Genomic DNA, 18,697 nt, shown 5'->3' on the forward strand with positions numbered 1-18,697 from the left:
CGGCAAAAGAAGACACATAAGGGAGGGGAAGCCATGCCAACCAGCAAGGGCCTGAACATTTGGCGCAGCCTGGCGCTCACTGGTCTGTTTCTGACCGCCTGCGCGGCGCCTCAGGCGGGCGAGGATGCCGGCTCAGGCGCGGGCACCACGATTTTCCTCAATGCCGAGATCATCACGGTCGACGATGCCCTTCCGGACGCCGAGGCCGTGGCGGTCAAGGACGGCCTAATCCTTGCGGTTGGCACGCTGGAGGAGGTCACCGGCCTCGCCGGAGAGGGGGCCGCCGTCCGCGATCTTGGCGGGGCGACCCTGGCGCCGGGTTTCATCGACACGCACGGCCACTTTGCCCTGATGTCCCAGGCCGCCAGCATGGCGAATATCCAGCCACCGCCAGCCGGGCCGGTGCGCACGATTACCGAATTGCAGGCGGCGCTTGCCGATTGGAGCGGCGCGCATCCCGATGCTCCCTGGATTGCCGGCTGGGGGTATGACGATTCCCTGCTGGCTGAGCAGCGCCACCCCACACGGCAGGATCTTGACGCCGTCTCGTCCGAAAAGCCGGTCATGCTGATGCATACGTCCGCGCATTTTGCGGTGTGCAACACGCCCTGCCTGGAACTTCTCGGTATCACGGCCGTGACGCCTGATCCCTCCGGCGGGGTCATCCGCCGGGAGGCCGACGGGCACACCCCCAATGGCGTGCTGGAAGAGACAGCGCTTTATCTCCTCTATCCGCATCTGCCCCAGCCGGGGGAAAGCCAGCGCATCGAAGGCATCCTGAAGATCCAGGACCTTTATGCCAGCTATGGCATCACGACAGTGCAGGAGGGCGCCGCTCAGCCCCATAACATTGCAGACCTCAGAAAGGTGGCTGAGACGGGGCGGCTATATCTTGATGTCGTCGCCTATCAGCTGTTTCCGGACGGGGCGGTCATCGCCGAGGATTTTGCGGCCTCAAGGCAGTATGAAAACAGATTCCGTGTGGGGGGAATCAAGCTGCTGCTCGATGGGTCGCTGCAGGGTAAGACTGGCTGGTTGACGCGGCCCTATGTCAGCCCTCCTGCGAGTCAGCAGAATGGGTATTCGGGTTACCGCATTCATGCCGATGAAAGCGTTGCGAGCCTGTTCGAGCAGGCCTGGAGCCGGAACATCCAGATCATCGCCCATGCCAATGGCGACCGCGCCATCGACCAGTATCTGGACATGATCGCGCCGGTGATCGCGGCTGATCCGGAGGCAGACCAGCGCCCGGTCATCATCCATGCCCAGGCCGCCCGCGCCGATCAGCTGGAAGAAATGGCGGCGGGAATGATTATCCCGTCCTTCTTTTCGGCACATCCTTTCTATTGGGGCGACTGGCACCGGGACGCCGTACTCGGCCCGGAGCGCGCTGCATTCATCAGCCCGCTGGTTGCCGCCAAGGCGCTCGGCATTCCGTATACGATCCACAATGACCCGCCGGTGGTGCCGCCTGATGTGATCCAGCTGCTCTGGGTGTCCGTAAACCGTGAAACCCGGTCCGGGCAGGTGCTGGGGGAAGATCAGCGCGCCGCGCCGATAGACGCGCTGCGCGCGGTGACGCTCAGCGCGGCGCGGCAGTATTTCGAGGAAAGTGAGAAGGGCTCGATCACGCCCGGCAAGAAGGCCGATTTCGTGGTCCTGTCGGATAATCCGCTGACGGTTGATCCTGCTGAGATGCAAGACATCCGGATACTCGAAACCATCAAGGAAGGCGTCACGATCTACGCCGCCGGAACGCCTGAGGACGAATGATGATGCAAACCCCTCTGACTTTGCTTGAGCCCCTTTTGCCGGAACTTGCCGCGCGGGCCGCCGAGATGGAGACCGCCCGGCGCCTTCCGGCGGATCTTGCGCAGAAGCTGGCGGCGGCAGGCGTATTCCGGATGGTGACGCCCAAGGCCTTCGGCGGGCTGGAACTCAGCCCACGCGAGATTGTCGAGGTGACCGAAACTGCCGCGGCTGCCAATGCCAGCGCAGGCTGGTGCGTGATGATTGCCGCTACGACAGCGCTTAACGCGGCCTATATGGACCCTGAATTTGCCCTGGCGATCTATGGCGATCCGCTGACGATCACGGGCGGCGTCTTTGCGCCAATGGGGAAGGCGGTGGTGGAAGGAGACATCTACCGCGTTTCCGGGCGGTGGCAGTGGGGCTCGGGCTCGGCCAACTGCACCTGGCTTTGCGGGGGCTGTACGGTCTGGGAAAACGGCGAGATGAAGCGATTGCCCAGCGGCGCGCCCGACACGCGGATGATGATCTTTCCCACCTCGGAAGCCGTGCTGCATGATACCTGGCATGTGATGGGCCTGAAGGGCACCGGCTCGGGTGATATCGAGGTGAGGGATATTTTGGTGCCGCGCGGCAGGTCGGTGTCGCTGGTGGCGGATACGCCGCGCGAGACTGGGGCCCTTTTCAAGTTTCCGGCCTTTGGCCTTCTGGCGCTCGGCGTCTCGGCGGTGGCGCTTGGCAATGCACGCGGCGCGCTCGACGCATTCCATGATCTCGCCACCGTCAAGAAGAGCCAGGGGTCGTCCAAGACGCTGAGCGAACGCCAGACGATGCAGGCAGAGTATGCCCGCTGCGAAGCGCAATGGCGGGCCGCAAGGGCCTATCTCTTCGCCGAGATAGACCGTGTCTGGACAATCGCGCAGGGCGAGGGCTCCATACCGATGGAGGCCCGCGCAGACCTGCGCCTTGCCTGCACCCACATGACCCGCTCCGGCGCCGACATCTGCCGCACGCTGTATGATCTGGGGGGCGGCGCGGCGCTGTTCGAGGCGAGTGACCTGCAACGCCGGTTCCGCGATGCCCATGCCATCACGCAGCACATCGTGACTGCGCCTTCCACCCTGGAACTCACCGGGCGCATCCTCTTCGGCCTGCCGACAGATGGCGGCATGGTGTGAGCGTTCTGGCGGCGCGCCAGCTTCTGTGGCATGATCGAAAAAAGTGCCGGGAAGATACGGGAGGATCTGCCGATGCGCTCTATGCAGCCTGCAGGCTGGTTTGCGCGCTTTGCCGCCGCTGCGCTGGCCTTTGCTTGCCTTGGCCTGCCGGGCGACGCTTCGGCGGGTCGCCTTAGTTTCCCTCTCGATCTCGATGAAGCAGGCTATTTCATCACGCCCATCCGCGTCAATGGCGGGCAGGAGCTGCCCGCGATCATCGACACGGCGGCCACAATCGCCATGATCGAAAGCCGCGCGGCGGAGCGCTCAGGCGTCGCCGCGCCCTCCCCGGAAGAAGCCAAGGTTCAGGTGTTCGGTCTGCTCGGTGAGCGGACTTTCTCGCTCGTCAATCTCGCTAGCATCAGCAGTGACGCTGCGCGCCTCTTGGACGTGCGTACCGCGTATAATGACCGTGAGCAGATGCCGGGCGGGCCTCTGGTTATTCCGGCAGTCGCCTTTGGCGGGGATGTACTGGACTTCGATTTTCCGGCTCGCCGGTTCTCTGTTTATGACGGGCGCCCCAAGGGAGATGCTGGTGGCACTGGACGCGGCCCGCTGCGGATCGAAGGTGGGCTGATGTTTGCCGACATCACCATCAATGGTGTCAAGGGCACGGCGCTGATCGACACAGGCTCGCCCTTCAGCTTCATCAATTCAAAAATGGCGCAGGTCGCAAAGACACAGCGGGACGAGGAAAAATCCACCCTGCTGCAGGGCGCAACCGGGGGGCAGATGGCTGTGTCGGTGGCGGGGGTGAGACGGTTCTCAATGGCCCGCTTCAGCGTACGCAGGATCAACATGGTGGTCGCCGATCCGGCGATGTTCGACAATCTTGGCCTGCGCGATGAGCCGGCCATGCTGCTGGGGCTTGATCTTCTGTCGCTCTTCCGTGTCCAGATTGACCGGCGGCGTGGATACATCTTCCTGACCTCCAGGGATGATGGCCTTGAAATGGCGATCAACTTCGATGCCCGGGGCAGCCGCATACAGCCCTAAAGCCAAGGGGTTGCCTTCCGGCGCAGCTTTCGGAATGGTCCGGACTGAAGCGGGACAGGCCGGGGACAGATGGCGCGGGAACTCAGCATCGGGATCGCCGGGGCCGGCATCGGCGGGCTTGCCGCCGCAGCGATGCTGGCGCGCGAGGGGCACCGCGTCACACTGTTTGACCAGTTTGCCGCAGCCGGGCCTGTCGGCTCCGGCCTGATGCTGCAGGAAACAGGGCTCGCCGTGCTCGGCGCTATGGGCCTGCGTATGCAGTCAGAGGCGCTCGGCACGCCGATTGCGCGCCTTCACGGCATTTCGGTGGATACCGGCCGGGCTGTGCTGGATGTCCGCTACGGCGCCCTGCGGCCGGGGCTTGCCGGTCTCGGCATCCAGCGGGCTGTGCTGTTTGACGTCCTGCAGGCCGCCGCCATTGCAGCGGGCGCGCGGCTCGTGCCCGCAACCCGGATTGTCTCAGCCGATGCCGGGGCCGGGACATTGACGGACGCTGAAGGCGGGTTGCACGGATCCTATGATCTGATCATCGACGCACTGGGTGTACGCTCGCCTCTGTCGTCTGCGCCGAAGGATGAGCTCACCTATGGCGCGCTCTGGGCGACGCTGCCCTGGCCTGTGAGCAGCACATTTGATAAATCTGCGCTTGAGCAACGCTACGAAGTCGCGCGCAAGATGGCGGGCGTCATGCCTTCGGGCCGCGCAGCGCCGGGCGCGCCAGACAGCCTCACCTATTTCTGGTCCATCCGTGCTGACCAGTATGACGCCTTCCGCGCCGCGCCGCTTATCCATTGGAAGGATGCCGCTCACCGCCTCTGGCCGGAAACAGCAGTCCTGCTCGATCAGCTTGCGCATCATGAGCAGTTGACCTTCGCCCGCTATCGCCACCGGACGCACGCGGTCCCTGTAAAGGACCGGCTCGTTCATATCGGCGATGCCTGGCATGCAGCTAGCCCGCAGCTGGGGCAGGGGGCAAACATGGCGCTGCTCGATGCTTATGGCCTCGCCCAGTCGCTGAAACAGGAGGCCGATGTGCCCGCAGCCCTGCGCCTTTTCCTGAAGATCCGCGCGGGCCATGTACGTCTCTACCAGCTGATGACCTGGGCCTTCACGCCGGTTTACCAGTCAGACGGTGCGATGATCCCGTGGTTACGCGACCGGCTGGCGGCCCCGTTGCTACGCCTATGGCCCGCGCCGCCCTTGCTGGCAGGGCTCGTAGCGGGTGCCTTTGGCGCGCCGCTGAAGAGGATGGGGCTAAAGGCGGAGCGCTAACGCTGACAACTCGGACAGTAAAACGTCGAGCGCCCCGATTGCACGATCCGTTTGATCTCGCCCCCGCAGCGTTTGCAGGGCTGGCCCGCGCGGTCATAGACGTCAAAGCGGTGCTGGAAATAGCCGAGCGCGCCATCGGTGGCGGCAAAGTCGGAGATCGACGATCCGCCCGCCTCAATCGCCTCGGCAATCACGTCGTTGATCGCCGGGGCGAGGCGCGCCGCGCGCTGGCCGGGAATGGTCTTGGAGAGTCGCTTGGGCGAGATACCCGACCGGAACAGTGCCTCGCAGACATAGATATTGCCAAGTCCCGCAATCACCTTCTGGTCCAGCAGGGCGGCCTTGATCGGGGCGGCTTTCCTGCGCAGTGCCTCGTCTAGATAGGCCTGGGAGAAACGGTTGGAGAGGGGTTCCGGCCCCATCGTCATTAGCCGCGGGTATGCCAGGAAAGTCGCGGCTGGCCAGAGCTCCATGAAGCCGAACCGGCGGGGGTCGTTATAGGTGACGGTTGCGCCGCCCTCGATATGGAACACGACATGGTCATGCGCCGCGATCCCGCCGGTGTTGTGGTAGAAGTCCCCCGGCATCTGCCCGCCAATCGTAAAGCGTCCGGTCATGCCCAGATGCATCACCAGCACTTCCCCGGTAGAGAGGTGCGCGGCGAGGAATTTCGCCTGCCGGGCGAGCCGGTCGATCCGCGCGCCGGAGAGCCGCTCGGCAAACCGCTCGGGCAGGGGAAAGCGCAGGTCCGCGCGGCGTTGTTCAAGCCTCAGGATGCGCCGTCCCTCCATGACGGGGGCAAGTCCGCGGCGAACTGTCTCGACTTCAGGTAATTCAGGCATCGTTATCGCATATACGCTAAGGCATTCGCAGGTAAGATAGGTTCCCATGACTGGTCAGGACAGCAAAGATCGCATCGTCTCCTTCGGCTTCGAAGAGGTGACGGAAACCGAGAAGGTCGCCCGGGTTAAGGGCGTCTTCCGCTCGGTGGCATCCCGCTATGATTTGATGAACGATCTGATGAGCGGCGGCGTCCACCGGCTGTGGAAGCATGACGCGATGAATCGTATCAATCCCCAGCCGGGTGAGCGCCATCTGGATGTCGCCGGAGGCACGGGCGAACTGGGCCGGGCGTTTCTCGATCTGGCAGACAAAGCCGGTAAGCGGCGCGGGGATGCGCGCCAAGCGACGGCTATTGTGTCAGACATCAACGACGCCATGCTCGAGGCGGGCAAGGCGCGGAGCGACAACGCCAGATGGGGCGACCGGCTGAGCTGGGTCTGCGCGGATGGCCAGTGCCTGCCTTATCCGGACAAGAGCTTTGACGTCGTGACAGTTTCGTTTGGCATTCGCAACTTTGCAGACCGCGTGGCGGGACTCAAGGAGTTCCGCCGTGTCCTGAAAACCGGCGGGCGCCTCGCTGTGCTCGAATTCAGCCATATGACGGCGCCGGTCCTGCAGGAAGCCTATGACCGCTACAGCTTTGCTGTGATCCCGCGGCTTGGTGAACTCATCGCCAGCGACCGGCACAGCTACCAATACCTGATCGAGTCGATCCGGAAATTCCCGGACCAGAACACGTTCAAATCCGAGATCGAGGGTGCTGGCTTCCGCCAGGTCTCGGTTACCAATTACTCCGGCGGCATCGCCGCCCTGCACTTTGGCTGGGCGATCTGATGCGCGCGGGGTCAGTTCCCGTCGATGTCTATGCCGTCTTCACCGATGGAAATTTCGACCTTGTCTTCGCCGCCCGGTCCTTCGGTGAAGTAGTAGATGCCAAAGCCAATGGCACCGGCCAGCAGAATGCCGACGATGAAATACATAAGTTTGTTAGATGAGGGGGATGTAGACATGATTATTCTTCGCCTCCTGGAGATATTCGGTATTCCTCAACGCGCAGCCTGCGCGGTTTGTTCCATACCGGCGGGCGCGCGCTAGATGGGCATGTTCTCTGATTATCGGCGGCTCATCCGTGCGGGCACGTCCCTAGCGCGCCATGATGTGGTGCTGCCGGGCGAATATCAGTCCCGCCTGCCATTGCCCGCCCGCATTGCCGGCGGCGTATTGCGCGTCTTTGGCGGCGGCGCAAAGGGGCGGCCGGGCGAACGCCTTGCCCATGCGCTGGAACGCCTCGGCCCGGCTTATATCAAGCTCGGCCAGTTCCTTGCCACGCGGCCGGACGTATTCGGATCGGAAGTAGCTGGTGACCTCGCCCGCCTGAAGGACAAGCTGCCGCCATTTTCCATGAAGCAGGCCTGCGCTGCGCTCGCCGCCGAATTTGGCGCCGCCGAGGCCGACCGCCTGTTCCCTGGGCTCGGAGAGCCGGTCGCGGCCGCTTCGCTCGCGCAGGTGCACCGGATGGAATTGCCAGATGGCGACCGCGCCGTGAAAATACTCCGTCCCGGGATCGAGCGCCGGCTGACGCTTGAGCTTTCGGCGATGCGTCGCGCCGCCCGCACAATAGAGGGTGTATCGATGGATAGCCGCCGCCTGCGGCCCGTTGCCTTCACCGAGACTATCGCCAGCGCCATGCTGCGCGAGACCGACCTGCGCCTGGAAGCGGGCGGGGCCGACGAGATGCGCAAGATCTACGAGAATACCGGTTTCTTCCGTGTACCCAAAGTCGATTGGGAGCGCACCGGCAAGCGCGTAATGACGGCGGAATGGATCGAGGGCATCCCGCTGACAGCGCCGGGCGTTCTTGATCAACCCGGTATCGACCGCAAGAAACTTGCTAATGATATAACGCAGGGCTTCCTCGCCAGCGCCATCAATTACGGCGTATTCCATGCCGACATGCATGAAGGCAACGCGATCCTCACGCCGGAGGGCACGATTGCGCTGGTGGATTTCGGCATCATCGGCCGCATCGGCGTCATCGAGCGCCGCTTCCTGGCGGAAATTCTTTGGGGCTTCCTGAAGCGGGACTACATGCGTATTGCGCAGGTGCATTTCGAGGCGGGCTATGTGCCGCCAAGTCAGTCGGTGGGCGACTTTTCCCAGGCGCTGCGCTCCATTGGAGAGCCGCTGTTTGGCCGCCCGGCCGAGGAAGTCTCGATGGGCCGAGTGCTGCTCCAACTCTTCGACTATACCCACACTTTCGGCATGGCGCTGCGCCCGGAGCTTGTCCTGCTGCAGAAGACCATGGTGCAGGTCGAAGGCGTCGCCCGAACGATTGATCCCACTCACAACATCTGGAACGCGTCGGAGCCTGTCATCGAGGCGTGGATGCGACGCAATTTCGGGCCGGAAGGTGCGGCGCGCTTCATCACCGAGAATGTCCGTGAAGTGACCAATCGCTTGAAACGCCTGCCCGAAGTGATGGATCGGTTCGAAAAGAGCCTTGAGGCTGAGCCACCCCCCGCGCCGCCGCGTGAGCGGTTTGCGCCCTGGTGGGGCTGGTTCGCTCTGGTGGTTGTCCTTGCCGGGCTCGGCGTCCTCGCGCTCGACGCGCTTTGATCCTCAAGACAGGCGAATTTCTCGCGGCTGTGGCGCCTCACTTCCTGTGAGGTTCCCTTCAGAGGCGTAAGAGCTTCTTCGCGTTAAGACTTCGGTTACCTTCAGCTCTCCGCCACCAGAAGGGAGCCGAATCGATGAAGCTCGCAATTCTCCTCGCCGCCGCTTGCGCCCTGGCTGCGCCAGCGCTGTCCCAGCCCCTCGCCGGGGGCAATTGCAGCAAGGCCGCTCAGCTTGACGCCTCGATCATGGCCAAAGGCGGCGTGATCATCATCACCGGCCCCTGCGCAGAAGCTGGCCCGGCCCGGGAAGTCATTCACATCGCCCGCCTCGGCGAGCCGATGGCCACAACCGTTGTCATCCGCCGCAAGGAAGGCCCGGCGTCCCAGCAAAGCGGCGTGATAAAGGTGTCAGACCGTGGCGGCTTCTCCGGATCGACCCAGGCACGGATCATCCGCGTCGGCAACTGAGGCGCCAATCCTTGCCGGAAGGTTGAGGCCGCGCGCGCATTCGCGGGGATTTGATGGGGGGGCGGCAAGGTTTTTGCGCTAGAAACCTGGCCAGTCACACCCGATATAGCGGACATATGAGCGCCAAACGCATCCTACTCGTCATCGGCGGCGGCATTGCCGCCTATAAAAGCCTTGAGCTCATCCGTGAGCTAGGCCGGCGCGGCATCGGCGCGCGCGTGATCCTGACCAAGGCGGGCACCGAATTTGTCACGCCGCTCTCTGTTGCCGCGCTCTCGGGCGAGAAAGTCTATACAGACCTCTTCAGTCTCACCGACGAAACCGAGATGGGCCATATCGAGCTTTCCCGCTCGGCTGATCTCCTCGTCGTTTGCCCGGCGACGGCTGACCTGATGGCCAAAGCCGTTCACGGCCACGCCAACGATCTTGCGTCTACCGCGCTGCTCGCCACCGACAAGCCCGTGCTGATGGTGCCCGCCATGAATGTGCGCATGTGGCAGCATGCTGCTACCCAGCGCAACATAGCCCAGTTGCGCGCGGACGGCGTAACGGTCATGGAGCCGGACGTCGGCCCGATGGCCTGCGGCGAATTCGGGCCGGGGCGCCTGCCGGATGTGCCACGTATCGTGGCAGAGATCGAGGAGATGCTCCGTCCACGGTCATCTGGCCGCCTTGTGGGGCGTCACGCCCTCGTCACCGCTGGCCCGACACGTGAGCCACTTGACCCAGTTCGCTACATTTCAAATCATTCCTCCGGCAGGCAGGGCTATTCCATCGCCGCTGCGCTTGCCGCTCAAGGCGCCAGGGTTACGCTCGTCTCCGGCCCTGTTTCCCTCAGCGTGCCTGGAGGCGTCACGCTGGTAAAGGTCGAAACAGCTCGCGAGATGCTTAAGGCCTGTGAAGATGCTCTGCCAGCGGACATCTTCGTCTCGGTCGCCGCCGTCGCAGACTGGCGCCCGGTGAAAGCGGCTGACAAAAAGCTGAAGCTGAAAGGGGAGGGCAAGTCTTCCATAATCGAGTTGGCTGAAAACCCCGACATCCTGCGCATGATCAGTCACAAGAAGAAAAAGCGCCCGGCGCTCGTCATCGGCTTTGCCGCCGAGACCCATGAGCTGGACCGCCACGCGCAGGAAAAACTCGTCCGCAAGGGCTGCGACTGGATTGTCGCCAATGATGTCTCCGGCGATGTCATGGGCGGGGCCGAAAACGAGATCACCCTGATCACCCAGGGCGGCCTCGACCGCTGGCCCCGTATGCCCAAGGAAGCGGTCAGCACCCGCCTCGCCGAAAAGATCGCCGACGCCTTCGCCGGCGGTGGGGATGGCCTGGGCCTCGCGGTGGAGTAAGCGGCCCGCTTGACTCCTCGCAAGAGTCTCCCCACGCCTCGGTCCATGACCGACGTGACTGTTGAAGTGCTTCCGCTGCCCCATTTTGCCGGGCTTGATCTTCCCGCCTACGAGACGGCGGGCTCAGCTGGCATGGATGTGCGCGCTGCGGTGCCGGATCGCGAGCCAACCGTGCTCGCGCCCGGTGCCCGCGCCATGGTGCCTACCGGCCTCTCCGTAGCGATCCCTGAAGGCTACGAGATCCAGGTCCGCCCGCGCTCGGGCCTCGCCGCAAAGCATGGCCTCACCTGCCTTAACACGCCCGGTACGATCGACAGCGATTATCGCGGTGAAATCAAGGTAATCCTGATCAATCTGGGCGCCGAGCCCTTCACTATCCAACGCGGCGAGCGCATTGCGCAGCTCGTGCTCGCCCCGGTCACACGCCTCGCCTGGTCGCAGGTAGAGGCCCTCGGGGAGACTGCGCGTGGGGCGGGCGGCTTCGGCTCGACAGGCCGCTAGCGCGCCCGCCACGAGCAGTTCTCCAAAAAAATAATGCTCCCAGCGATCAATTTTTCTTGAACGCGGCGCCATCTTCCCCACATATTGAATATCAATAAAGGAGGGAGTGGTCATGGCAGCAGCTTTTTACTTCTTCGTCGGCGCGCTGGTTTTCTGGCTGGCATTTCGGTCAGGAACGCGGCGCGCCGCCCAGCAGGTGCTGCCCGACGCGCGAGACGCTGAATTCGAGCGTCTGAACGCCCGTGTCCGCACGCTGGAACAGATCATCACGGACCGTGACTGGCGCCTGCGCCGCGATATCGACGGCCTCGGCTGATGCTGGCGGCACTGGCCAAGCCGCGTTATAGAAACTCAACCTGCGCATAAGGAGGCGCCACATGGACCCGTTTACTATGGTTGTCGCCATTGTTGCCATCAGTGTTGGCGCAGGCATCCTGAACACCTGGATCAAGGCGCGGTCTAACGCGCCGGCCGACATGGCCAGCCAGGCCGAGCTTGCATCGATGAAGGCGGATGTCGACCGCCTGAAGGACCGGGTGCGTGTGCTTGAAAAGATTGTGACCGATAAGGAACGCGATCTGGCAGAAGAAATCCGCCGCCTCGCCTGAAGCATTCCGTGGTTTAAACCCCTTCTCGGAAAAAGTTTGCCGCGTTAGCGGGCCCTACATCTTGTTCGGTTAGTGTCCATCCCGAAAACGGGGGAGTAGCGGGCATGACGGCGCAACGTCCAACATTCGGAAAGAAGGTGGCGCCTTCGCAACAGGGCCGGTTTGCTAGAGCTGCCAGCCAGGCAGATCTTTCGATTGCGGCCCGGGCGTTCCTCGAGCAGGACGTCAAGCGCGCGCGTCCGGAGCGTTCCTCGGCAATGCCTTGGGACGGCGCGGATGTTCAGGTTTCCGCCGGCGCCGGCAAGCCGGTCTGGGGGCGCCGGGTCGTCGCCCGCCTGGTGGATGAGCTGCTGATCTGGTTTGCCATCTATCTGGTCTTCAATGCTCAGCTCGGCGCGGCGGTCAGCACCTATATCGTCGCCCCTCAAGGCAGCCCGGAAGAATCGATGGCCGCCGTCACCCTCTTTGGTTACGGCCTGCTCTTTGCCTTCATCCAGTGCGTGTACAACATCGCCATGGAAGCATCCTCGCTGCAGGCAACGCTCGGCAAGATGATGGTCGGCGCAGTCGTCACGGCGAAGGATGGCACCAAGCCCGGCCTCGGCGGCGTCATCATGCGCAACACACTTGGCCGCTTCGTTGTCAACATAATCCCGTTCTATATCGGCTACTTCATCGGCCTGTTCAAACCCGACAAGCGCTGCGTCCATGATATGATGAGCTCTACGATGGTGCGCAAGCGCATGCCCGGCGGCGGCGCGGCGCAGGTCGGTGACGTGTTTGCCTGAGGAAGGCTAGACGAGCACGCCTTCATCCTTGCGGAATTTCGCCAGAAGATAGGCGGGCGTCTCGTCGATCTTGTCCAGCTCGCCAAAGGCGAAGGCGTCGCGGTCGAGCACCAGATCGCGCGGGCGCAGGGGGCGCGAAATTTCGAGGCCTTCCAGCGTGCGGGCACGGGAGAAGGCGACATAGGCCTGTCCGTGGGCAAACATTCCGGAATCAAAGTCGATGAACACTTTGTCGAGGGTCAGGCCCTGCGCCTTGTGGATGGTCACGGCATAGGCAAGGCGCAGCGGCATCTGCTTGAAGGTGCCGACGACTTCGCGCTTCACTTTCTTGGTATCCATCTCGAAATCGTAGCGGTATTTCTCCCACGCCACCTGTTCGATTTCATAGGCGCGCCCGTCAATCTCCACGATCACGGTCCGCGAGCCAAAGCCGGCCACATGTGCCAGAGACCCGTTCACCCAGCGCCCTTCGGGGTCATTACGGATCATCATCACCCGCGCGCCGACCCGGAGTTCAAGGTCAAGCTCGGTGGGATAGCTCTTCTCGTCAAACTGGCCCTGAACGGTAGCGGGAAAAACTTTGCGCTCGCCCTTGAGGCCCGCAAGCCGGGACTGGTTGATGCGGAAGGCATTGGCATTGTTCGGGGTCAGCACGACATGCGTCTCGGACGCCTGCGCGGCTGAACGCCCGGAAACGAGCCCCTGCAGGATAGCTTCATCAGACGGCGTCACGCGGCCTGAGCGTAGCGCGCCGAGCAGCGCAAGGAAGCGTGGCTCTGCCTGCCGGAACACGTGTTTCAGCGCCAGCAGGGAAAACTCCGCTTCCCGGAAGACCGGGGCATTGAAGAAATACGACCCGCCATACCGGTCGGCCAGGATTGGCCCTTCTTGGGAGGAGACCACGGGTGGCAGCTGGTGTAGGTCTCCCGAAAGGATCATCCGTGCACCGCCGAAAGGGCGCTTGGAGCCGCGATTGAGCTTCAGGCTGCGGTCGATGGCGTCCAGCATGTCGGCGCGGACCATGGAAATCTCGTCGATCACCACCGTTTCCACCGCGCGCACCACCCGCGCATTCGGCAGCCGGCGGATGTCCTGCGGTTCCACAAGGCGCGGGGGCAGCTTGAAAAAGGAATGGATCGTCTGCCCGCCGGCATTCATCGCAGCCACGCCGGTCGGCGCAAGCACCACGGCCTTGTCGCCCGCCTCGGCGAGGAATTTGCGCAAGAGCGTGGTTTTGCCCGTGCCCGCGCGGCCTGTCAGGAAGAGGTTCCCCTGCGCGCCCGCCCCCCGCGCTACCCATTCGGCAGGCGCGGCATAGACCGCATCCGGGGTGGCAGAACTCATCCCCTCAGGGGCCGACAAGGCGCATCTGGCGCGCTCGGCCTGATCCGCCGGTGCTGGCCACGACCTGCCAGCCGAGCGCTTCATAGGCCCGGCGGGCCGTCATGTTTTCGGAATCCACGTCGAGGCTCAGCGCGCCGGTCGCGTCCTGCCGGGCAACTTCCAGCAGCCCGCGGGCGACGCCACAGAACCGCCAGTCGCGGTCCACGAACAGATGGTCGACATAATCTGTCGGCACCTGCAGAGTAAGGAAGCCTATGATGCCGGCGTTGGGCTCCTCGGCCACCCAGGCGGGCTGGGTTTCCAGCGCCCGGCGCAAGGCAAGGTGTTGCCCCCGGTGGCGTTCCCGCCAGGGCATATCCGTCAGGCAATCCGTGAAGATGTCACGGCATTCGGGGATGTCCGCTGCTTCCAGCGGCCTGATCATCCATCCGGCTCCGAAGTGAGTATACATGGCCGCCAAAGTAAGAGGCCGGGGCGCCCCCGTCCAGCGCCAAGCGCGGTAAAACACAGCTGTGCACGCCTGCCATGCACTGCCTCGGCTGTCACAACCTGACATGCCGCCGGGGCAGGGGCGGACTTTACATCTGCATCGTCCAGCCTTCAACGCCCATCGCCGCCTGGCGGACGGCTTCCGATAGCGTCGGGTGGGCATGGCTGGTGCGGGCAATGTCTTCCGATGCCGCGCCAAATTCCATCGCCACGCAGACCTCGGCGATCATCTCGCCCACGCCGACGCCGATCATGTGCGCGCCGAGGATCTGGTCTGTATTCTTGTCGGCGAGGATCTTCACAAAACCTCCGGTCTCATGGTTCGTCCGGGCACGGGAGTTTGCCATGAAGGGGAACTTGCCCTTCTTGTACTCGATCCCGGCGGCTTTCAGTTCTTCTTCATTCTTGCCGACCCAGGCGATTTCCGGATTGGTGTAGACCACGCTCGGCACGAGGTCGTAGTTCACATGGCCGGCCTTTCCCGCGATCAGCTCGGCCACGGCCGTCCCATCGTCCTCGGCCTTGTGGGCCAGCATCGGGCCGGGGATGCAGTCGCCCACCGCCCAGACGCCGTCTGCCACCTTGAAATGATCGGTCACTTCGATCACGCCGCGCTTATCGGTCTTGCCGCCCACGGCTTCCAGGCCGAGGCCTTCCGTATACGGCTTGCGGCCGATGGCGACGATCACGACATCGGCGTCCAGCGTCTCGCCCGTGCCGCCCTTGGCAGGTTCAACAGCAACTTTCAGCTTGGTCTTGGTCTTCTCTATGCCGGTCACCTTGGTGCCGAGCTTGAAGGCGAGGCCCTGCTTCTTGAATGTGCGCTCAGCTTCCTTGGCGACTTCTGCGTCGGCGGGCGGCAGGATGCGGTCAAGATACTCCACTACCGTCACTTCCGAGCCGAGACGTGCCCAGACAGAGCCCATCTCCAGGCCAATCACGCCCGCGCCGATCAGCACCAGCTTCTTCGGCACGGCCTTGAGGCTCAACGCGCCGGTGTTGGAGACAACCCGCTCCTCGTCGATCTCGATGCCGGGCAGGGTGGCAGGCTCGGAGCCCGTAGCGATGACGATATTCTTCGTTTCCAGCACGCGGGTGCCGCCATCTGCCAGCGCCACCTCAACCTTGCCTTTGCCAAGGATCTTGCCCTTGCCCTTGATGTATTCGGCCTTGTTCTTCTTGAGCAGGAACTCAACGCCCTTGGTCAGGCCCTCAACCGCTTCGTCCTTCTGGCCCATCATTTGTGCCAGATCGAGCTCGACCTTGCCGGTCTTGATACCAAGAGCTGCAAACTCGTTCTGCGCGGCGCTGAAAAGATGGGACGTGTGCAGCAACGCTTTTGACGGAATGCAGCCGACGTTTAGGCAGGTACCCCCGAGCGTGCCGCGCATCTCGATGCAGGCAACCTTGAGGCCAAGCTGGCCGGCGCGGATGGCGCAGTTGTAGCCGCCGGGGCCGCCGCCGATGATGACGACGTCATAGGTGTCTGCCATGGGAAAATATTCCTTTGAGAAGGCTGGTCCGAATCTGGCGCCAACCTAGGCATTCTCAGCCCAAAATCAATCTGCAAAGGCCGGATACTGGACCTAGCGTCTGCGGATAAACAGCAAAGCGCCCGTCAGCACGATCATTCCTGCCGCGCCGATGACTTCATCCATCCAGAGGCTCGAATCCGTCCCCGCCAGAATGAAGGCAGCTGCCAGCGCCGCAAACAGCAATGTGCCAACCAGCGCGACCACCGCGCCGAAGCGCACACTGGTCGCCGCCAGAAGGCCGCCGATGATCGCGATGCCCGAAGCGACAAACCGCCAGCCATTGAGCAGGTCCACCGACTGGGCCAGCGAACTGCCCCGCGAGGTCATCATCAGAACGCCCTCCAGCCCTTGCCAAAGCAGCCAGCCGGAAAGAGCGGCGAGCGCGAGGCCCGCAATACGGCGAAATGTCAGCATGGTGTTGCCTCCCAACGGGCGATTGTTGACAGGAAGGGTAGGCTGAAGCGTGCGCGTCGGCAACGGGAACTAGCTCTCGTCGTCCTCGTCGAAGTCCAGCTCTCCCCGGCGCCGGGCGATGGCTTCGGCGCGGCGCAGTTTCTTGCGGCGGGCCTGGGCGATGAACATCGCGCGCTGGCGCTGTACCACGACGTCGGACACGAAAACCGGCGGGCGGCGCTTGCGCGGCGTGGCCACCGCCGGCGCGGCCTGATAGTCGGGGGCAGGGACAGCTTCAAGCATCTCGCGTTCCTCAGCGACTTCCTCCGGCGAGCGGTAGCGCAGCTCCCACACCGCGATCAGCAGCAGCAGGGCAGCGCCGGCAAGCCCGGCCATGGCGCCTTCACCCGCGCTCGGGTTCAGCCACCACTCAGGGTCGAAATGCACCAGGAAGATCGTCGGGATCGAGGCGGCCATGCCCATGATGTACCAGAGCACGGCGCCAGGCTTGCGCGCGGCAATCGTCGCGGCGGCGGCATAGTAGCAGACAGCGGCCAGGAGATATGCCCCGCCATGGGCAATGCCCAGCTTGCGCCAGTCGATGTCATTGAGCCCACCCGCGACATCCTCAGTCACGATCCATCCCATGACCATCACGATGGAAGGCCAGCGCACAGCCGTCATCGCGCCGAACGCAAAGGCGATCGCAAGGGCAGTCAGCAGCAGGGAAATGAGGCGCCGTGGCATCCCGCCCCCTTAACATGGGTAAGGTAAGCCCTCGCTGAACGGGGTCTTTGAAATTTCACCGATCGGGCAAAGGCCGGGCTTGGCGAGCAGGGAAGCGGGCTGCTAGGGCTGGCGGGAGACAAAATCAGGAGGAGCTCCCATGGGCCGCGTTTCAGGAAAAATGGCACTTATCACCGGCGGGGCCCAGGGCCTCGGCGAGGCAACCGCCCGCATGTTCGCCCGCGAAGGCGCCAAGGTCACGGTCACCGACATCAACGGCGCAGGCGCCGAAAAGGTCGCCGTCTCGATCAACGAGGCGCATGGCGCAGGCACAGCCTTTGCCTTTCAGCATGACGTCACCAGCGAAGAGCAGTGGAAGGATGTCGCCCAGAAGGCCCATGACGCGATGGGCGGTTTAAACATCCTCGTCAATAATGCTGGCATCGGCGGCCTCGGCTCGGTCGAGGACGAAACCTATGACCGCTTCCGGAAAGTGCAGGCGGTCGATGTCGATTCCATCTTCCTCGGCTGCAAGTATTCCATCCCCCTGATGCGCGACCATGGGCTCGGCTCCATCGTCAACATTTCCTCCATCGCCGGTATCATCGCCAGCGCCAACTATATCTCCTACAACACGGCCAAGGCGGCGGTGCGCCACATGTCGAAATCCATCGCCCTCCACCTTGCCAAGACCGGCGGCCAGATCCGCTGTAACTCCGTCCACCCCGTATTCATCAACACGCCGATCCTTGATGGCATCAAGGAAATGTTCGGCGAGGAAAAAGGCTTGCAGAAACTCGCTCGCCAGGTGCCCCTCGGCAAGGTCGGCGAGCCCGACGACATTGCCTATGCCGTGCTTTATCTCGCCTCGGACGAATCCAAACTCGTCACCGGCGCCGAACTAAAAGTCGATGGCGGCATCAGCGCGATGTAGTCCTCTCCGGCGGGCAACTAAACATGATCATGGCGCGCGGTGAGAACCGCGCGCATTTTTTACGTTGACTTGCATCATATTGTTGTCTAAACACAATAATATGATGCAATCAAAAGGCAGTTCCTCAGTGGTTTACAACAGGCTTTCCGTGTTCCGGGCCGAGCGTGGCCTGAGCCGCAAGGATGTTGCCGAGAAGGTAGGGGTAAACCCCCAGACAATCGGCTATCTCGAGCGCGGGGACTACGCCCCTTCGGTCGAGCTTGCCCTGAAACTTTCGGCCCTGTTCGATCTGCCGGTCGAGCATCTGTTTTCCCTCAAACCCTTCACGCCTCTGGCCCAGAGCCTCAGAGATCCGGAGACCTGACCCATGTTCATCCGCTCGAAAGCCCATCCCTATGGCCGGATGCTGTCAATCGAAACTGTCCGGCTACTGATGATTTTGCTCTATCTTTTCTATCCACTGGGCTGCATCCTGCAACTCGCCCCGGTTTCCGGCGATGCCGAAAAATGGCTCGCCGGTGGCGGACTGCTGATGGTCGTGGCCGCGCTCATTGCCTTTGCGGTCCTTGCCGGCAGCAGCCTCCAGCGCCAGGTTCAGGAGCCGGAAAGCGAGCTTGATGAACGGGAGAGTTCCGAGCGCAACCGCGCCGCCTTTCAGGCCCATTCGGTATTCTCCGCCATCGTGCTGATGGGCGTACTTTACATGATGCTGACGACGGACATGGCCGAGGCAGGCAAGCTCGACCTCTGGCGCCCGGTCACCGGGGCCCATTGGAACGCCATCTTTGGTGGCCTGATCCTGCTGAGCTTCACCCTGCCGGGCGCGGTCCTCGCTTTCCGCAAGGCGCCGCCGGCCGAAGCTTGAAGCTGATC

At 63.2% G+C, this 18,697-nt stretch carries 22 protein-coding genes; 15 read left to right on the plus strand and 7 right to left on the minus strand.

Going from position 1 to position 18,697, the window contains the following annotated elements; all coding sequences use genetic code 11:
* The first annotated feature begins 33 nt into the window (after positions 1 to 33).
* The 4 genes from KG722_RS04940 (at position 34) to KG722_RS04955 (ending at position 5,234) form a co-directional block, all read left to right on the plus strand.
* The gene (locus tag KG722_RS04940; protein ID WP_213270192.1) at positions 34 to 1,773 is read left to right on the plus strand and encodes an amidohydrolase; all 1,740 of its coding nucleotides are present in this window, start codon (positions 34 to 36) and stop codon (positions 1,771 to 1,773) included.
* Entirely contained in the window at positions 1,770 to 2,927 is a 1,158-nt protein-coding gene (locus KG722_RS04945; protein WP_300998240.1) for an acyl-CoA dehydrogenase family protein, read from the plus strand. The genes KG722_RS04940 and KG722_RS04945 overlap by 4 nt, the downstream gene beginning before the upstream one ends.
* A 72-nt stretch (positions 2,928 to 2,999) precedes the next feature.
* On the plus strand, positions 3,000 to 3,962 hold the full coding sequence (locus tag KG722_RS04950; RefSeq protein ID WP_213270194.1) for a retropepsin-like aspartic protease: 963 nt from the start codon (positions 3,000 to 3,002) through the stop codon (positions 3,960 to 3,962).
* Between the two features lie 69 nt (positions 3,963 to 4,031).
* Positions 4,032 to 5,234 (plus strand): NAD(P)/FAD-dependent oxidoreductase, encoded by a 1,203-nt coding sequence (locus KG722_RS04955; RefSeq protein ID WP_213270196.1) that lies wholly within the window; start codon positions 4,032 to 4,034, stop codon positions 5,232 to 5,234.
* Here the strand turns inward: KG722_RS04955 and mutM are convergent.
* A complete protein-coding gene (gene mutM, locus KG722_RS04960; protein WP_300998241.1) occupies positions 5,231 to 6,076 on the minus strand; it encodes a bifunctional DNA-formamidopyrimidine glycosylase/DNA-(apurinic or apyrimidinic site) lyase in 846 nt (281 codons plus the stop codon). The genes KG722_RS04955 and mutM overlap by 4 nt on opposite strands.
* Positions 6,077 to 6,122: 46 nt before the next feature.
* Between mutM and KG722_RS04965 the strand changes: the two genes are divergently transcribed.
* Entirely contained in the window at positions 6,123 to 6,911 is a 789-nt protein-coding gene (locus tag KG722_RS04965; RefSeq protein WP_213270200.1) for a class I SAM-dependent methyltransferase, read from the plus strand.
* 11 nt (positions 6,912 to 6,922) lie between these two features.
* Here KG722_RS04965 and KG722_RS04970 read toward each other — a convergent pair whose 3' ends face one another.
* Positions 6,923 to 7,087, minus strand: coding sequence for a hypothetical protein (locus KG722_RS04970; RefSeq protein ID WP_213270202.1), 165 nt, complete (start codon positions 7,085 to 7,087; stop codon positions 6,923 to 6,925).
* A gap of 85 nt (positions 7,088 to 7,172) precedes the next feature.
* Between KG722_RS04970 and KG722_RS04975 the strand changes: the two genes are divergently transcribed.
* The 7 genes from KG722_RS04975 to KG722_RS05005 all read left to right on the plus strand — a co-directional run bounded on the left by KG722_RS04975 (position 7,173) and on the right by KG722_RS05005 (position 12,403).
* Complete coding sequence (locus KG722_RS04975) at positions 7,173 to 8,693, plus strand: AarF/UbiB family protein (protein ID WP_213270204.1); 1,521 nt, start codon at positions 7,173 to 7,175, stop codon at positions 8,691 to 8,693.
* A gap of 134 nt (positions 8,694 to 8,827) precedes the next feature.
* The gene (locus KG722_RS04980; RefSeq protein ID WP_213270206.1) at positions 8,828 to 9,160 is read left to right on the plus strand and encodes a hypothetical protein; all 333 of its coding nucleotides are present in this window, start codon (positions 8,828 to 8,830) and stop codon (positions 9,158 to 9,160) included.
* 116 nt (positions 9,161 to 9,276) lie between these two features.
* Entirely contained in the window at positions 9,277 to 10,506 is a 1,230-nt protein-coding gene (gene coaBC, locus KG722_RS04985) for a bifunctional phosphopantothenoylcysteine decarboxylase/phosphopantothenate--cysteine ligase CoaBC (RefSeq protein WP_213270208.1), read from the plus strand.
* A gap of 45 nt (positions 10,507 to 10,551) precedes the next feature.
* On the plus strand, positions 10,552 to 11,007 hold the full coding sequence (gene dut, locus KG722_RS04990) for a dUTP diphosphatase (protein WP_213270221.1): 456 nt from the start codon (positions 10,552 to 10,554) through the stop codon (positions 11,005 to 11,007).
* 112 nt (positions 11,008 to 11,119) lie between these two features.
* Positions 11,120 to 11,323, plus strand: coding sequence for a hypothetical protein (locus KG722_RS04995; RefSeq protein ID WP_213270223.1), 204 nt, complete (start codon positions 11,120 to 11,122; stop codon positions 11,321 to 11,323).
* A 61-nt stretch (positions 11,324 to 11,384) separates the two neighbouring features.
* Positions 11,385 to 11,615, plus strand: coding sequence for a hypothetical protein (locus tag KG722_RS05000; RefSeq protein ID WP_213270238.1), 231 nt, complete (start codon positions 11,385 to 11,387; stop codon positions 11,613 to 11,615).
* A gap of 104 nt (positions 11,616 to 11,719) precedes the next feature.
* Entirely contained in the window at positions 11,720 to 12,403 is a 684-nt protein-coding gene (locus KG722_RS05005; RefSeq protein ID WP_213270239.1) for an RDD family protein, read from the plus strand.
* 6 nt (positions 12,404 to 12,409) lie between these two features.
* Here the strand turns inward: KG722_RS05005 and KG722_RS05010 are convergent, their stop codons facing one another.
* The 5 genes from KG722_RS05010 to KG722_RS05030 all read right to left on the minus strand — a co-directional run bounded on the left by KG722_RS05010 (position 12,410) and on the right by KG722_RS05030 (position 16,911).
* Positions 12,410 to 13,747, minus strand: coding sequence for an AAA family ATPase (locus KG722_RS05010; RefSeq protein WP_213270242.1), 1,338 nt, complete (start codon positions 13,745 to 13,747; stop codon positions 12,410 to 12,412).
* A 4-nt stretch (positions 13,748 to 13,751) separates the two neighbouring features.
* Positions 13,752 to 14,171 carry a GNAT family N-acetyltransferase gene (locus tag KG722_RS05015; protein ID WP_213270245.1) on the minus strand — a complete coding sequence of 140 codons (420 nt, stop codon included), beginning with the start codon at positions 14,169 to 14,171 and terminating at the stop codon, positions 13,752 to 13,754.
* 154 nt (positions 14,172 to 14,325) lie between these two features.
* Positions 14,326 to 15,729, minus strand: coding sequence for a dihydrolipoyl dehydrogenase (gene lpdA, locus KG722_RS05020; protein ID WP_213270246.1), 1,404 nt, complete (start codon positions 15,727 to 15,729; stop codon positions 14,326 to 14,328).
* Between the two features lie 93 nt (positions 15,730 to 15,822).
* The gene (locus tag KG722_RS05025; protein WP_213270248.1) at positions 15,823 to 16,185 is read right to left on the minus strand and encodes a hypothetical protein; all 363 of its coding nucleotides are present in this window, start codon (positions 16,183 to 16,185) and stop codon (positions 15,823 to 15,825) included.
* Positions 16,186 to 16,254: 69 nt separating this feature from the next.
* Positions 16,255 to 16,911, minus strand: coding sequence for a hypothetical protein (locus tag KG722_RS05030; RefSeq protein ID WP_213270250.1), 657 nt, complete (start codon positions 16,909 to 16,911; stop codon positions 16,255 to 16,257).
* Positions 16,912 to 17,050: 139 nt separating this feature from the next.
* Between KG722_RS05030 and KG722_RS05035 the strand changes: the two genes are divergently transcribed.
* The 3 genes from KG722_RS05035 to KG722_RS05045 all read left to right on the plus strand — a co-directional run bounded on the left by KG722_RS05035 (position 17,051) and on the right by KG722_RS05045 (position 18,689).
* Positions 17,051 to 17,824, plus strand: a complete 774-nt coding sequence (locus tag KG722_RS05035) for an SDR family oxidoreductase (RefSeq protein WP_213270251.1) — start codon at positions 17,051 to 17,053, stop codon at positions 17,822 to 17,824.
* 100 nt (positions 17,825 to 17,924) lie between these two features.
* A complete protein-coding gene (locus KG722_RS05040; RefSeq protein WP_300998242.1) occupies positions 17,925 to 18,188 on the plus strand; it encodes a helix-turn-helix transcriptional regulator in 264 nt (87 codons plus the stop codon).
* A gap of 3 nt (positions 18,189 to 18,191) precedes the next feature.
* Complete coding sequence (locus tag KG722_RS05045) at positions 18,192 to 18,689, plus strand: hypothetical protein (protein ID WP_213270253.1); 498 nt, start codon at positions 18,192 to 18,194, stop codon at positions 18,687 to 18,689.
* The last annotated feature ends 8 nt before the right edge of the window (positions 18,690 to 18,697 follow it).

Source organism: Hyphomonas sp. (assembly GCF_018402285.1).
GTDB lineage: Bacteria > Pseudomonadota > Alphaproteobacteria > Caulobacterales > Hyphomonadaceae > Hyphomonas.

What these genes read in the sequence shown, in the direction of transcription:
- KG722_RS04940 (WP_213270192.1), top strand. Translation starts at nt 34, where the DNA reads ATGCCAACCAGCAAGGGCCTGAACATTTGGCGCAGCCTGGCGCTCACT.
- KG722_RS04945 (WP_300998240.1), top strand. Translation starts at nt 1,770, where the DNA reads ATGATGATGCAAACCCCTCTGACTTTGCTTGAGCCCCTTTTGCCGGAA.
- KG722_RS04950 (WP_213270194.1), top strand. Translation starts at nt 3,000, where the DNA reads ATGCGCTCTATGCAGCCTGCAGGCTGGTTTGCGCGCTTTGCCGCCGCT.
- KG722_RS04955 (WP_213270196.1), top strand. Translation starts at nt 4,032, where the DNA reads ATGGCGCGGGAACTCAGCATCGGGATCGCCGGGGCCGGCATCGGCGGG.
- mutM (WP_300998241.1), bottom strand. Translation starts at nt 6,076, where the DNA reads ATGCCTGAATTACCTGAAGTCGAGACAGTTCGCCGCGGACTTGCCCCC.
- KG722_RS04965 (WP_213270200.1), top strand. Translation starts at nt 6,123, where the DNA reads ATGACTGGTCAGGACAGCAAAGATCGCATCGTCTCCTTCGGCTTCGAA.
- KG722_RS04970 (WP_213270202.1), bottom strand. Translation starts at nt 7,087, where the DNA reads ATGTCTACATCCCCCTCATCTAACAAACTTATGTATTTCATCGTCGGC.
- KG722_RS04975 (WP_213270204.1), top strand. Translation starts at nt 7,173, where the DNA reads ATGGGCATGTTCTCTGATTATCGGCGGCTCATCCGTGCGGGCACGTCC.
- KG722_RS04980 (WP_213270206.1), top strand. Translation starts at nt 8,828, where the DNA reads ATGAAGCTCGCAATTCTCCTCGCCGCCGCTTGCGCCCTGGCTGCGCCA.
- coaBC (WP_213270208.1), top strand. Translation starts at nt 9,277, where the DNA reads ATGAGCGCCAAACGCATCCTACTCGTCATCGGCGGCGGCATTGCCGCC.
- dut (WP_213270221.1), top strand. Translation starts at nt 10,552, where the DNA reads ATGACCGACGTGACTGTTGAAGTGCTTCCGCTGCCCCATTTTGCCGGG.
- KG722_RS04995 (WP_213270223.1), top strand. Translation starts at nt 11,120, where the DNA reads ATGGCAGCAGCTTTTTACTTCTTCGTCGGCGCGCTGGTTTTCTGGCTG.
- KG722_RS05000 (WP_213270238.1), top strand. Translation starts at nt 11,385, where the DNA reads ATGGACCCGTTTACTATGGTTGTCGCCATTGTTGCCATCAGTGTTGGC.
- KG722_RS05005 (WP_213270239.1), top strand. Translation starts at nt 11,720, where the DNA reads ATGACGGCGCAACGTCCAACATTCGGAAAGAAGGTGGCGCCTTCGCAA.
- KG722_RS05010 (WP_213270242.1), bottom strand. Translation starts at nt 13,747, where the DNA reads ATGAGTTCTGCCACCCCGGATGCGGTCTATGCCGCGCCTGCCGAATGG.
- KG722_RS05015 (WP_213270245.1), bottom strand. Translation starts at nt 14,171, where the DNA reads ATGATCAGGCCGCTGGAAGCAGCGGACATCCCCGAATGCCGTGACATC.
- lpdA (WP_213270246.1), bottom strand. Translation starts at nt 15,729, where the DNA reads ATGGCAGACACCTATGACGTCGTCATCATCGGCGGCGGCCCCGGCGGC.
- KG722_RS05025 (WP_213270248.1), bottom strand. Translation starts at nt 16,185, where the DNA reads ATGCTGACATTTCGCCGTATTGCGGGCCTCGCGCTCGCCGCTCTTTCC.
- KG722_RS05030 (WP_213270250.1), bottom strand. Translation starts at nt 16,911, where the DNA reads ATGCCACGGCGCCTCATTTCCCTGCTGCTGACTGCCCTTGCGATCGCC.
- KG722_RS05035 (WP_213270251.1), top strand. Translation starts at nt 17,051, where the DNA reads ATGGGCCGCGTTTCAGGAAAAATGGCACTTATCACCGGCGGGGCCCAG.
- KG722_RS05040 (WP_300998242.1), top strand. Translation starts at nt 17,925, where the DNA reads ATGATGCAATCAAAAGGCAGTTCCTCAGTGGTTTACAACAGGCTTTCC.
- KG722_RS05045 (WP_213270253.1), top strand. Translation starts at nt 18,192, where the DNA reads ATGTTCATCCGCTCGAAAGCCCATCCCTATGGCCGGATGCTGTCAATC.